This window comes from Sphingomonas sp. 66-10, from assembly GCF_001897045.1.
Taxonomy (GTDB): domain Bacteria; phylum Pseudomonadota; class Alphaproteobacteria; order Sphingomonadales; family Sphingomonadaceae; genus Sphingomonas; species Sphingomonas lycopersici.
The window spans coordinates 4,545-16,596 of the sequence record NZ_MKRR01000036.1 but is presented as its reverse complement, the minus strand read 5'-3'; the positions used below and the strand labels follow the sequence as shown (position 1 = coordinate 16,596).

The following is a 12,052-nucleotide window of genomic DNA, read 5'->3' as shown; positions in this document are numbered from 1 at the left end:
TCGACGCCCTTCACGCGGAACTGGAACGCCGCCACCGGTCCGGCGTCGAGCGCGCGCGCCAGCCGGTCGCCGAACCCGCCCGACACGTCGAGCGGCGAGATCAGATAGAGCTGGCACGGCGGGCGCTTGTCGTCGCGCACGAAGGCGGCGGCGAAATCGGGGTCGAGCGGGCCGAGCGGATCGTCTTCATCCATCACGCCGCCCTAGGGCGGATCGCGCGCAAGCAGAAGCCGGTTTTTCACCCACGCACTCACCGTCATGCCGGGCTCGACCCGGCATGACGAAAGAAACCGGATCAATCGCTTCCCCGCGCCCAGGCGCGCGCCGCCGCAAGCTCGTTCGTCCCGAAGGTGCGCAATTCGATCGGCAGCATCGCCCCCAAGGTCCGCGCGACCGGGCCGATCCAGCCCGAATCGGTCACCATCGCGCAGCGCCCGAAACGATCGAGATGGCCGAAGCTCCACTTCACCTCCTGCCACCACAAGGCCGGCGCGATCCCGCCGAAGGCGCGGACGATCTCGACCACATTGACCTTGCGATGCGTTGCGAACTGCGCCTCCAGCGTTGCCACCACGCGATCGTAATCCTCGCGCGAAATGGCGCCATCGACCACCAGCTCGACCAATCCGTCGTCCGCCACGTCAATCGTGAGCATCGTTCACCTCCTTACGCCGCCTCGGCCGCGATGCGCCGGATCGCGCGCTCATAGGCGGCCGGCTCCTGCGCGCCCTGGATGAGGTAACGCCCGTCGACGATGATCGACGGCACCGAGGTGATACCGTCCGTCCGCCAGCGCTCTTCCGCCGCCCGCACCTCCGCGGCCCGCGCATCGCCGGCGATCACCGCGTCCGCCCCGTCGAGCCCGGCGGCCTGCGCGGCCGCCGCCAGCACCGCGGGGTCGCCGGGATCGCGCCCGTCGGTGAAATAGGCGCGGAACAAGGCATGCGCGAGCGGCAACGCCTTCCCCTGCCCCGCCGCCCAGTCGATCAGGCGATGCGCGTCGAAGGTGTTGTAGATCCGCGCGCCGGGCCGCTGCGCCATGTCGAAACCGAGCCCGGCCGCCATCGTGCGGATCCGCTCGCGCACCTCGCCCCCGCTGCCCGCCGAGGCGCCGTATTTCTCGCGCAGATGCTCGCCGATATCCTGCCCGCCCGCCGGCATATCCGGGTTGAGCTCGAACGGCTGGAGCCGGATCACCGGGGTGACGACATCTCCGGTCGCCGCCAGCGCGCGCTCCAGCCCGAGCAGGCCGATCACGCACCACGGGCACACCACGTCCGAGATCACGTCGAAAGTCATCGTGCGGGTCATGGCGTGGCTCCGGCAAAGAGGTGGACCACAGCCAGCCCCTCGCCCTCCGCGGCGAGCAGCAAGCTGCGATGGCAGTGGCAGGGATCGCGCTCGAAGCACAGCAAGGCGGACGGGGTCTCGGCGATCAGGTCGCGCATCCGCGCCGCCGCTGCCTGTGCCTCGGGCAAGGCGAGCTGCGCATCATAGACCGCGCGCAAGGTCGCGACATCGCCCTTCTTCGCCGCGTCGCGCCCGGGTTTGGGGGTGCCGAGCGCCTTGAGGTGGACGTAATCGATATCGCGCGCCGCCAGTTCGGCGGCGAGCGGCGATTTGGAGAAGCCCGGCCGGCGCGACAGCGGCAGCGCGCGGACGTCGATCACGCGCCTGACCCCCGCCGCCTGCAGCGCGGCGAGGAATTCGGCCATCGTCGCGGCCTCATAGCCGATGGTGTAGACACGCGTCATCGCTTCCGCGCCAAGGTCGTGACGACACCCCAGGCGATCAATGCCTGCCCGCCGAAATAGGTCGGCCAGACCAAAAGGCGCGGCACGATGCTGTCCGCGAGCAGCCCCATCCGCGCGAAGATCAGCAGGTCCGACACCACGAACAGCCACGCCCCCAGCGCGACGAACCGCCGCGGAAAGCGCGACGCGGTCGCCGCCCCGGCCATCGCGCCGAGCCCGAGCGCATAGAGCGCGACCCCGGCGTCATGCGCCACCAGCCGCGCCACCGCGGCGACCGCCACCGCGGCGCAGGCGGTGAGCACCCATCCCGCGCCGTTGCGACGATAGAGTGCGACCGCGACGATATGCGCCGAAAGGAACGCCGCCGCGCCGGCGACCATCCCGGCCAGTTCGAGCAGCACGTCCCCGGTCGCGCCCAGCGCCATCACCGCCGCGATCATCCAGCCGTCGGTCGATCGCGCGCGCATCGCCGCCCATAAGGCGAGCAGCGCGACCCCGGCGCCCTTGAGCACCACCGCTCCCGGCCCGCTCCAATAGCCCAAGACAACGACCATATAGGCCGCCCCGGCGATCAACGCCGCGATGAATCCTCTCCCCATGCGGGCGACTGTAGCGCGGGTTCGCCGTGGCGCTAGTGGTCAGAACATAACGGATGAGTCCGGAAGAAATCCCCACCGTCATGCCGGTTGAAAAAGACTGGAACCATCCGTCTGAATCTATCCACTAGTGCCTGCCTCTGCCCCTTGGGTCCCCGCAACGGGGTTCTGGCGATCCGCGCGCCACCGGGCTAACGCCGGCCGCCATGACTCATCACATCCATATCGTCGGCGGCGGGCTCGCCGGTTCGGAGGCCGCGTGGCAGCTCGCCGAGGCGGGGTTTCGCGTGCGCCTGTCGGAAATGCGCGGCGGCGGCGACACGACCCCGGCGCACCAGAGCGACTCGCTCGCCGAACTCGTCTGCTCGAACAGCTTCCGCTCGGACGATGCCGAGAGCAATGCGGTCGGGCTGCTGCATCAGGAGATGCGCGCGCTCGGCTCGCTGATCATGCGCGCGGGCGACGCGCATCGCGTCCCCGCCGGCTCGGCGCTGGCGGTCGATCGCGACGGTTTCTCGGCGGGCGTGACCGAAGCGCTCGCCGCGCACCCCAATATCACGATCGTCCGCGAACGCGTCGACGCGCTGCCCGAGGGGCCGGCGATCATCGCCACCGGGCCGCTCACCGCGCCCGCGCTGGCCGAAGCGATCGGCGCCGAGACGGGGAAGGAATCGCTCGCCTTCTTCGACGCGATCGCGCCGATCGTCCACCGCGAGACGATCGACATGAGCGTCGCGTGGTTCCAGAGCCGCTGGGACAAGGGCGACGGCAAGGATTACATCAACTGCCCGCTCGACAAGGAGCAATATGCGGCGTTCGTCGCGGCGCTGCTCGCCGCCGAGAAGACCGAATATCGCGGCTGGGAGAATGTGCCCTATTTCGAGGGCTGCATGCCGATCGAGGTGATGGCCGAGCGCGGGCCGGAAACCCTGCGCTTCGGCCCGATGAAACCGGTCGGGCTCGACGATCCGCGCACCGGGCGCTGGCCTTATGCGGTGGTGCAGCTACGGCAGGACAATGCCACCGGCACCTTGTGGAACATCGTCGGTTTCCAGACCAAGTTGAAACACGCCGAGCAGGTGCGGCTGTTCCGCACGATCCCGGGGCTTGAACAGGCCGAATTCGCGCGGCTCGGCGGGCTGCACCGCAACACCTTCCTGCGCTCGCCAGAATTGCTCGACCCCGAATTGCGGCTCAAATCGCGCCCCGCGACCCGCTTCGCCGGACAGGTGACGGGGTGCGAGGGCTATATCGAGAGCGCCGCGGTCGGGCTGCTGGCGGGGCGTTTCGCCGCCGCCGAGCTCGCCGGAAAGCCGCTCGCCCCGCCGCCGGTCGAGACCGCGCTGGGGGCATTGCTCCACCATATCACCGGCGCCGCGGTGGCGGAGACCTATCAGCCGATGAACGTCAATTTCGGGCTGTTCCCGCCGATCGAGGGGCGCACGCGCAAGGCCGACCGCAAACGCATGTACACCGACCGCGCCCGCACCGCGCTGGCGGCGTGGATCGGGTAGCGGCGCGATCCGCCGCCACCCCCTGCGCGAGGCCGGGGCGACGGTGGGGGCGCAGGCCGGCGCCAGGCCGACCCGCGCGCGTCTTTCAGAATTGTGCGGTGAACCGGGCGTAAACGTAGCGCCCGTTGAACCCGAACGGCGAGAAATCGATATAGGGAAGGAAGGAATTTTCTTCCGGATAGAATCCGCCGTCCGGTCGCCTCCCGGTCGGACTGCGCGTCGGATAGACGTCGAAGACATTGTCTGCGCCGAGCGAGAAGGTCATATGCTTCTTGAAGGTGTAGCGAACCTCGACATCGGTGAGCCATCGCGGCTGCAGGAAGATGTCATCGGGGCCATAAGCGGTCAGGCTGGTCGGTTCATCCAGCGGCTCGGCCTCGGCTACCGCCACGACCTTGCCGTAACGCGTCGTTCGGGCGGTCAGCCCGAATACGCCGATCTCGCCATTGGCTGACAGCACGATCTTGTCGCGCGGCTGACCCTTCTCGAAACGCAGCCCCTCCTGCCGCCCGAACAGCGCCAGCCCCGGCACCGCCGCGAGCGGGCCGAGATTGTTGAGCCGTTTGTCGATCCTGTTGCTGGTATAATTATACGCTGCCGACAGCGACCAGCGGCCAGCTCCCCCGGCGTCGAATTGATAGCTGCCGACCACGTCGACCCCCTTGGTCGTGGTGTCGAGCCCGTTGATGAAGAACCGCGCGGCACCGACCGAGTTGAAGCCATTGGCATCGAGTATCGCCTTAATGGCTTCCTTCTGCTCGTCGGTTCCGGTGCCTTCGAAACCGAGGTTTTCGGTCAGGACGATGCGGTCCCTGATCCTGATGTGAAAAAAGTCCGCGGTCAGGCTGAACCCGCGGAACGGATTGAGCGCAATACCGGCCGAGATGTTGCGCGATTTCTCGGGCTTCAGCGGCTGCGCGCCGAGCGCGCGCGCGACCGGGCTGTCCACCCGGGTCGTGACGACGTTCACCAGCCCGGCCGCACTGGACAGGAAGGTCGAGGTGGCGCCGAAATATTGCTGGTGGAGCGAAGGCGCCCGGAAGCCGTTGGAAATCGCACCGCGCAGCGCGAGTTGCGGAATGAATTCGTAGCGCAAGGCGAGCTTGCCGTTCGCCGTGCTGCCGAAATCCGAATAACGCTCGAACCGGCCGGCGGCGGTGACCGTGAAGCCTCGGAAGGGATCGGTATCGAGCTCGAGATAGCCGGCGAAGCTGTTGCGGCTGGCGCTGACCTTCGCGAAGGCGGGAATGCCCTCGAAGCCCTGTTGGCCGACCGGCGCCGAACGGCCCGGGAAGGAACAGAGGCCAGTCGCCGCAGCATAGACGCCGTCCGCCGCCGCGCATTCCGCCGCGGTCGTCGCACGCGCCGGCAAGGTATAGGGCCCGGCGGCGTAGGATTCGAGCTGCCCCGGTCGCTCCTGGAAATTCTCGCGGCGATATTCGCCGCCGAACGCCAACGTCAGCGGTTTGGCGAAGCCGACCGCGAATTCGCGCGTCACATCGAGGTTGGCCGTGAACTGGCCGAAGCGGAGCCCGCCCGAATCGGTATTGCGTGGCGCGGTGGGGCCGAACGAGACGTTGATGCTGTTCTCGGTGCGATAGTCGATCCGGTTACGCCCATAGACCCCCGACAGATCGACCGACCATTGGCCGACTTCGCCCCTGACACCGATCGCCATCGAATAATCCGTATAATCGGATGCAATGAACGGCAGGAAGCCATTGGCGTAGATCGGGGCGAAATTGCCCTCGCTCGGCGCTTCCGAAGGCCTGAGTACCGAATAATCCCGGTTTCTCCTCGACCCTTGCAGGCGCCAGTTCGCCGCGGAGCGACCGTTGCGTTGCGAGAAGGTGCCGAAGGCATAGGCTTCCCAGTTCGCGCCGAGCGGCATCCCGGCGTTGACCGCGACGTTCCAGTCCTCGGTCTTCGGATCGCCATATTGGAAATTCAGCCGGTTGAAGGTGAGTTCGCGCGCGTCGAACGCCCCGTCCACGAGGTTGTAATTCTGGCGCAGATCGTATCCCGCGCGGTTGACGGTGTCGCGGTCGCGATACTCGCCGGTAACGTTGATGAAGCCCTGGCCGATCGGCACGCCGAGGTTCATCCCCAGCGTCCAGGTATCGCCGTCACTGCGCGACGGGCTGCCGCCAAGGTTGGCGGCCAGAAATTCGGGGTTGGCCGGATCGAAGAACGGCTGGCCGGCAGCATCGGTCTGCAGCCCGAGCACCTCGCGCACGCCGTCCAGCCGGGTGACATATTTGCCGTAGGTGACCGAGGCCTTGCCGCCATGATCGGCGGTCTTCAGCCGGATGTTGATCACCCCCGCGATCGCATCCGAGCCATATTGCGAGGCCGCGCCGTCACGCAGCACCTCGATCCGGTCGATCGCCAGGTTCGAGATGGTATTGAGATCGACCGCCGCCGAGCCGCGCCCGACGGTGCCGTTGATGTTGAGCAGCGCGGAAGTGTGGCGGCGCTTGCCGTTGACCAGCACCAATGTCTGGTCGGGCGACAGCCCGCGCAACGTCGCCGGCCGGATCACATCCGATGCGTCTGCAATCGACGGCCTCGGGAAGTTGAACGACGGGACCAGCGCATTCAGCACGGTGTTGGTCTCGCCCGAGCCGCCGGTGGTCAGCGCTTGGGAGCTGATCACATCAACCGGCACGGGCGAGTCTGCGACGGTGCGGTTCGCGGCACGCGTCCCGGTGACGATCACTTCCTCTCCGGGCAGCGGCTCCACCGCGGGCGCTTTCGACTCCTGCGCGGCCGCCGGAAACGCCAGAAAAGAAACGGAGAGCGCAAGCATCGTCGCATGCGAAATTCGCATCGAAATCCTCCCTAAAAATCTTGATAGATAATTACGACGAGGAAAATACTTTCCCGAAATGCAATATTATTGAAAAGATAATATAGTTTATTACTTATCGTGTTTTAGGAGATGAAATTATCTTCATAATGATGTTTTGGAGATCAAATCAGGAAGATTTATCTTCTCATGTGGATGATATTGTTCGTCATAGATAATGACGCGCGTCAGAATGGATTTGATCCAGATCAAATCGGATCAAATTATTGTATTATTCTTGTTTTTTAGTGCTTTAGCGCGCCGCTCACGGCCCACCGGCGGTGCGCGGTGGCTATTCCTCGCCGTCGGGCTGTGACGGCGCCGGGCAAACGCAGGCCGGTTTCGGCCGGCGCTTGGGCGCGGTGGTGGCGAATTCGGTGCGGTCGAGCGCGCCCGAGCGATCGCCATCGGCAGTGGCGAAGCGTGTCATCGTCTTGGCCGCCCATTCGTCGAACGACAACCGGCCGTCGCCGTCGCCGTCGAGTTTCGCGAAGGCCTTGCGCCGTGACGCGAGATATTCCTCGCGCACGACCCGGCCGTCGCGATCCTTGTCGTAGCGATCGAACCGCTTCTGCTCGCGGGTGCGCTCACTCGCTTCGGGCACGCCAGGCCGGTCGGCGTCGGCGATCTGCGGCCGGTCGGGCGCCGGCGGGAGCAACGGCTCGCGCGCCGCCTTGCCGTTGAACAACAGCCACCCCGCCGCGATCATCAACAGCGCGGCCACGCCGCCCAAAGCATAGCGCCACATCGTCTCGCCCCTCCCGCTGGAGGGGATAAGATCAGACTATCGGCCGCCAAGCCAGTGACGAAATAATCGCGCGGCGCGCCCGATACTTCCCGGGCGAGCGGCCGAATCGAGGTCGTCGCGCGCGAGCAAAGCCATCGCCGACAGCGGCCGCAACGCGCGCGGCCAGCGGCGATCGGTCAACCCGGCGAGCCGCGCCGCCGCCGACGCTTGCGCACGCGGATCGCGCAATGTGGCGAGCGCCCAGCCGGCGCCGGCATCGGCGAGGCGCGCATCGTCGCCGCCGAGCAACCGCGCGGCGAGCGCGAACAGCATCTCGCCGCGCTCGGCGGCATGCACCGCGAGCGCCGCCGCCGGATCGGAGTCGATCGCGAGCACCGCCTCCCACCCGTCGACGATCCGGCCGAGCGCGGCGCCGGCCACCCCGTGCGGCAGCAGGCCGGCGGCGATCGCGCGCAGGATCGGCTCGGCCGGCGCCGGCGCCGCGTCGAGCGCGACCAGCGCCTCATGCCACCAGGTCAGCCGCATCTGCCCGATCAGCGGATCGCGCGCCGCGCGGACGATCTCCCCCAGCCGATCGTCGAGCGCGAGCAGCGCCGCAAGCGCCGGCCGCATCGCCGCGGGGACATAGGACAGGACGATACGGCGCTCGATCGCGCGCGCCTCCATATCGGGCTGGCCGGGGGCTGGATCGGACGGTTCCATCGCTTCGCCGCGTGACCCCCCGCTCGATCGCCGTCAACCATGGCCTCGTGAGATTTTCTTAATGTTATCCGCATATCCGCCGATGGGGCCTGATCAGGGGTCGCGACCAGAGAATGGGACAGGAACAGCGAATGGCAACCCGGCGGCCGCACGTGCAGCGCCGCGCGGCAAGGCGGCGTGACATGCGTGCGCTTGCCCGCGAGCGGCGCGGCGCGTCGGTGATCGAATTCGCGATCGTGCTCGCCCCGGTCATCGCACTGATCGTCGCGATCGTGCAGACCGCCCTGGTATTCTTCGCCCAGCAGAATCTCGAAAGCACCGCCGAGCGCACCGCGCGCCAGCTCGTCACCGGCAGCGCGCAACGCACGTCGATGACCGCGACCAATTTCGGCAACACCGCATGCGCCAACCTGCCGTCGTTCATGAAATGCGCGAATTTGATGATCGACGTGCAGAACGTCAGCTCCTTCTCGGCGGTCAGCACCGCCGCGCCGAAACTGACCTTCGACGCCAACGGCAATGTCACCAACGCCTGGGCCTTCTCGCCCGGCGGCCCGGGCAGCATCGTCGTCATGCGCATGATGTATCGCCTGCCGGTGGTCCCCGCCCCGCTCGGCTTCAACCTGTCGAACATGACCAACGGGCAGCGGCTGCTGATCGCCACCTCGGTGTTCAAGACCGAACCCTACGGAAGCTGAGCGTGATCCCCGCCCTCCTCCATTTCTGGCATCGCCTGCGCGACGATCGGCGCGGGCTGGGTGCGGTGGAATTCGCGATCATCGCGCCGTTCCTGCTGCTGCTCTACCTCGGCGGCTATCAGCTGATGGACGCCACCTCCGCCTATCGCAAGGTGACCACCACCACGCGCACCCTGGCCGACGTGACGACGCAATTCACCGCGGTGCAAGCGAGCGACGTCGACAGCATCCTCGGCGCCGCCGGCGCGGTGATGACGCCCTATTCGGCAAGCAACACCACCACCCGCGTCTCCGAGATCGCGATCAGCGCGACGGGGATGCCGAGCGTCGTGTGGAGCCGCGCGAGCAGCGGCAACTTGCTCAAGACATCCGATCTGCTCGCCAATCCGACGACGCCGAACAACGTGGTCCCGGTGAAGCTCAGGATCGCCAGCACGAACCTCATCTTTGCCGAGGTGAGCTACTCCTACGTCCCGCCGGCGGGCGGCCAGTTGATCGGCCCGATCACCTTTCGTGACCAGATTTTCATGAACCCCCGCCGCTCCGTCGACATCCCCTGCACGGGCTGCTGATCCATGCCGATCCCATCGCTCCTCACCGGCCTGCGACATTTCCTCTCCCGGCTCCGCCGCCAGCGGTCCGGCAATGTGATGATGCTGTTCGCGCTGGCGGCGATCCCGATGGCCTTCGCCACCGGCATGGGCATCGACTATGCGCGGGCGGCCAGGCTTCGCACCAAGATGAACGCGCTGGCCGACGCCGCCGCGCTCGCCGGCGTCACCGCAACGATGATGAACAAGGACCAGACGACCGCGGTACAGACCGCGACCGACATGTTCAATTCGCAAGCGGCGCTGCTCAGCGGCGTGATCTATAATCCCGCGACATTGTCCGTCGTCCCCTCGCAACCCAACGGCCCCGGCTCGCGCACGATAACGGTGACTTATTCCGCGCAGTCGCAGAATGTGTTCGGCGGTATTCTCGGCATGGCGACGATCGCGATCGGCGGATCGTCCAGCGCGAACAACATGACCGCGCCGAACATCGATTTCTACATGCTGCTCGATACGTCGCCGTCGATGCTGTTGCCGGCGACTTCCGCCGGGCTAAGCTCGATGGTTGCCGCGACCAACGGCTGCGCTTTCGCCTGCCACCAGACCAACCTGACCTACGGCAGCAACAACACCGAGCTAGTGTGCGATAGCAGGAACAAAAATTGCAAGGATTTCTATACCGTTGCCGTGAACAACGGCATCGTCTTGCGAACCGATCTGCTCCACACCGCCGTTTCCAACCTGACCGATCTCGCGACGAGCACGTCATCGACCAACAAAGCGCAATATCGGATGGGGCTGTTTTCCTTCGACAAGACCTTCAAGCAATTATGGCCGACCACCGTATCACTGCCCAACGTCGATGCCAGCTTGTCCACCGTCAAGACGCATGTGACCGATGCCAAGATTCTGGTCTATTGTCAGAACAATTATTACCAGTGCAGCACTAACGACAACGACACCGCCACCAATTTCACCGCCGCGTTCAGCGGAATTCTCGGGGCGATGCCGCTCAAGGCCGGCAACGGAACCAATTACAACAATGACACGCCCCAGGCGGTAATGTTCCTGATTACCGACGGCATGTGGGACGAAAAGCGACCCGGCGGCCCCCCGGAGGGCCCGATTTCGACCGCTTCGTGCACCGCAATCAAGAATCGCGGTATCCGCATCGCGGTTCTCTACACCGAATATCTGCCCGATTCCGCGAGCGACGACTGGTCAAAGACCAATGTGAAGGCGCCGTATCTGTCGCCGGTCGACAAGATCAGCCCCCCGCTGCAGCAGTGCGCCTCCCCCGGCCTCTACTCCAAAGTGACGACTGACGGCGACATCTCCGGTGCGCTCGCACAATTGTTCCAGACCGCCGTCGCCACCGCCCGCCTGACCAACTGACGAAAAAAGCCGGCGGCGTCGCGATGACGCCGCCGGCCTCTGACGCCGTGCAGGCCACTCCGCCTTACTGGCGGTATGTCACCTTCTTCACCGCCGCGATGATCTTGTCGGCGGAGATCAGCGCAAGCTTTTCGAGGTTCGCCGCATAAGGCAGGGGGACATCCTCGTTGCACACGCGGACCACCGGGGCGTCGAGGTCGTCGAACCCCTCCTCCATGCAGATCGCGATAATCTCGCTGGCGATCGAGCAGGTCGGCCAGCCTTCCTCCGCCACCACCAGCCGGTTGGTCTTGGCGAGCGACGCCAGCACCGTCTGCTTGTCGAGCGGACGCAGGGTGCGCAGGTCGATCACCTCGGCGTCCACGCCTTCCTCGGCCAGCCGGTCGGCGGCTTCGAGCGCGAGCCCGACGCCGATCGAATAGCTGACGATCGTGACGTCCTTGCCCTCGCGCATGATCCGCGCCTTGCCGATCGGGAGCACCCAATCGTCGAGCTTGGGCACTTCGAAGGTGCGGCCGTAGAGCAGCTCGTTCTCAAGGAACACCACCGGGTCCTGCGAGCGGATCGCCGCCTTGAGCAGCCCCTTGGCGTCCGACGCGTCATAAGGCGCGATGACGATCAGCCCGGGGACGCTGGCATACCACGGCCCGTAATTCTGGCTGTGCTGCGCCGCGACGCGGCTCGCCGCGCCGTTGGGGCCGCGGAAGACGATCGGGCAACGCATCTGGCCGCCGGACATGTAATTGGTCTTGGCTGCCGAATTGACGATGTGATCGATCGCCTGCATCGCGAAGTTGAACGTCATGAACTCGACGATCGGCTTCAGCCCGCCCATCGCCGCGCCGGTGCCGACCCCGGCGAAGCCATATTCGGTGATCGGCGTATCGATCACGCGGCGGTCGCCAAATTCGTCGAGCAGCCCCTGAGTGACCTTGTACGCGCCCTGATATTGCGCGACTTCCTCGCCCATCACGAATACGCGGTCGTCGGCGCGCATTTCCTCGGCCATCGCGTCGCGCAGCGCCTCGCGCAGCGTCAACTTGACCATCTCGGTGCCCGCCGGGATTTCGGGATCGCGCACCTCGGCGTCATGCTTCGCCGCCTCGAACATCTGGCGCGCGCCGGTCTCGACCTTGTGCGGCACCGGCGTGCCGCTTTCCGCCGCCTGTTCCTGCACCTCGGGCTTTTCGGCGCGGGTGACGGGCTCGGGCTTCGGCGACGCGGCGGAAGCGTCCTCCCCCTC

At 66.3% G+C, this 12,052-nt stretch carries 12 protein-coding genes and 1 pseudogene; 4 read left to right on the top strand and 9 right to left on the bottom strand.

The genetic code is table 11. From position 1 onward, the window contains the following. The 5 genes and pseudogenes from BGN95_RS04375 to BGN95_RS04355 all read right to left on the bottom strand — a co-directional run. Positions 1–194 (bottom strand): annotated as a pseudogene (locus tag BGN95_RS04375) (thiamine phosphate synthase); the annotation flags it as partial. 101 nt (positions 195–295) lie between these two features. Beyond that, positions 296–655 carry a SpoIIAA family protein gene (locus BGN95_RS04370; RefSeq protein WP_265312880.1) on the bottom strand — a complete coding sequence of 120 codons (360 nt, stop codon included), beginning with the start codon at positions 653–655 and terminating at the stop codon, positions 296–298. An 11-nt stretch (positions 656–666) separates the two neighbouring features. Continuing rightward, positions 667–1,311, bottom strand: a complete 645-nt coding sequence (locus BGN95_RS04365; RefSeq protein WP_265312881.1) for a DsbA family oxidoreductase — start codon at positions 1,309–1,311, stop codon at positions 667–669. Next, the gene (locus BGN95_RS04360) at positions 1,308–1,754 is read right to left on the bottom strand and encodes a DUF488 domain-containing protein (protein ID WP_265312882.1); all 447 of its coding nucleotides are present in this window, start codon (positions 1,752–1,754) and stop codon (positions 1,308–1,310) included. Before BGN95_RS04360 ends, BGN95_RS04365 begins: the two co-directional genes overlap by 4 nt. Continuing rightward, positions 1,751–2,353, bottom strand: coding sequence for a lysoplasmalogenase family protein (locus BGN95_RS04355; protein ID WP_286771730.1), 603 nt, complete (start codon positions 2,351–2,353; stop codon positions 1,751–1,753). Before BGN95_RS04355 ends, BGN95_RS04360 begins: the two co-directional genes overlap by 4 nt. Before the next feature lie 203 nt (positions 2,354–2,556). Between BGN95_RS04355 and trmFO the strand changes: the two genes are divergently transcribed. After that, positions 2,557–3,864: a methylenetetrahydrofolate--tRNA-(uracil(54)-C(5))-methyltransferase (FADH(2)-oxidizing) TrmFO gene (gene trmFO, locus BGN95_RS04350; protein WP_286771729.1), complete on the top strand. Its 1,308-nt coding sequence runs from the start codon at positions 2,557–2,559 to the stop codon at positions 3,862–3,864. 85 nt (positions 3,865–3,949) lie between these two features. On the opposite strand, the gene BGN95_RS04345 is transcribed toward trmFO, so the two are convergent. The 3 genes from BGN95_RS04345 to BGN95_RS04335 all read right to left on the bottom strand — a co-directional run bounded on the left by BGN95_RS04345 (position 3,950) and on the right by BGN95_RS04335 (position 8,162). Further along, positions 3,950–6,694 (bottom strand): TonB-dependent receptor plug domain-containing protein, encoded by a 2,745-nt coding sequence (locus BGN95_RS04345; protein WP_286771728.1) that lies wholly within the window; start codon positions 6,692–6,694, stop codon positions 3,950–3,952. Between the two features lie 310 nt (positions 6,695–7,004). Continuing rightward, on the bottom strand, positions 7,005–7,460 hold the full coding sequence (locus BGN95_RS04340) for an EF-hand domain-containing protein (RefSeq protein ID WP_286771727.1): 456 nt from the start codon (positions 7,458–7,460) through the stop codon (positions 7,005–7,007). Positions 7,461–7,496: 36 nt separating this feature from the next. Continuing rightward, complete coding sequence (locus tag BGN95_RS04335) at positions 7,497–8,162, bottom strand: squalene/phytoene synthase family protein (RefSeq protein WP_265269857.1); 666 nt, start codon at positions 8,160–8,162, stop codon at positions 7,497–7,499. 182 nt (positions 8,163–8,344) lie between these two features. Here BGN95_RS04335 and BGN95_RS04330 point away from each other — a divergent pair, with 182 nt between their 5' ends. From BGN95_RS04330 to BGN95_RS04320, 3 genes are read left to right on the top strand one after another with little or no spacing between them, the layout of a single operon-like run. Beyond that, positions 8,345–8,860: a TadE/TadG family type IV pilus assembly protein gene (locus BGN95_RS04330; protein ID WP_265269855.1), complete on the top strand. Its 516-nt coding sequence runs from the start codon at positions 8,345–8,347 to the stop codon at positions 8,858–8,860. A 2-nt stretch (positions 8,861–8,862) separates the two neighbouring features. Continuing rightward, positions 8,863–9,432, top strand: a complete 570-nt coding sequence (locus BGN95_RS04325) for a TadE/TadG family type IV pilus assembly protein (protein ID WP_286771726.1) — start codon at positions 8,863–8,865, stop codon at positions 9,430–9,432. A 3-nt stretch (positions 9,433–9,435) separates the two neighbouring features. After that, the gene (locus BGN95_RS04320) at positions 9,436–10,809 is read left to right on the top strand and encodes a TadE/TadG family type IV pilus assembly protein (protein WP_286771725.1); all 1,374 of its coding nucleotides are present in this window, start codon (positions 9,436–9,438) and stop codon (positions 10,807–10,809) included. Between the two features lie 64 nt (positions 10,810–10,873). Here BGN95_RS04320 and BGN95_RS04315 read toward each other — a convergent pair. Next, positions 10,874–12,052, bottom strand: a 1,179-nt coding sequence (locus BGN95_RS04315; RefSeq protein ID WP_286771724.1) for a pyruvate dehydrogenase complex E1 component subunit beta, incomplete at its 5' end; no start/stop codon positions are given.

Bases quoted from the DNA above. Each gene is read 5' to 3' on its own strand.
- BGN95_RS04370 (WP_265312880.1), bottom strand. From the start codon at position 655: ATGCTCACGATTGACGTGGCGGACGACGGATTGGTCGAGCTGGTGGTC.
- BGN95_RS04365 (WP_265312881.1), bottom strand. From the start codon at position 1,311: ATGACCCGCACGATGACTTTCGACGTGATCTCGGACGTGGTGTGCCCG.
- BGN95_RS04360 (WP_265312882.1), bottom strand. From the start codon at position 1,754: ATGACGCGTGTCTACACCATCGGCTATGAGGCCGCGACGATGGCCGAA.
- BGN95_RS04355 (WP_286771730.1), bottom strand. From the start codon at position 2,353: ATGGGGAGAGGATTCATCGCGGCGTTGATCGCCGGGGCGGCCTATATG.
- trmFO (WP_286771729.1), top strand. From the start codon at position 2,557: ATGACTCATCACATCCATATCGTCGGCGGCGGGCTCGCCGGTTCGGAG.
- BGN95_RS04345 (WP_286771728.1), bottom strand. From the start codon at position 6,694: ATGCGAATTTCGCATGCGACGATGCTTGCGCTCTCCGTTTCTTTTCTG.
- BGN95_RS04340 (WP_286771727.1), bottom strand. From the start codon at position 7,460: ATGTGGCGCTATGCTTTGGGCGGCGTGGCCGCGCTGTTGATGATCGCG.
- BGN95_RS04335 (WP_265269857.1), bottom strand. From the start codon at position 8,162: ATGGAACCGTCCGATCCAGCCCCCGGCCAGCCCGATATGGAGGCGCGC.
- BGN95_RS04330 (WP_265269855.1), top strand. From the start codon at position 8,345: ATGCGTGCGCTTGCCCGCGAGCGGCGCGGCGCGTCGGTGATCGAATTC.
- BGN95_RS04320 (WP_286771725.1), top strand. From the start codon at position 9,436: ATGCCGATCCCATCGCTCCTCACCGGCCTGCGACATTTCCTCTCCCGG.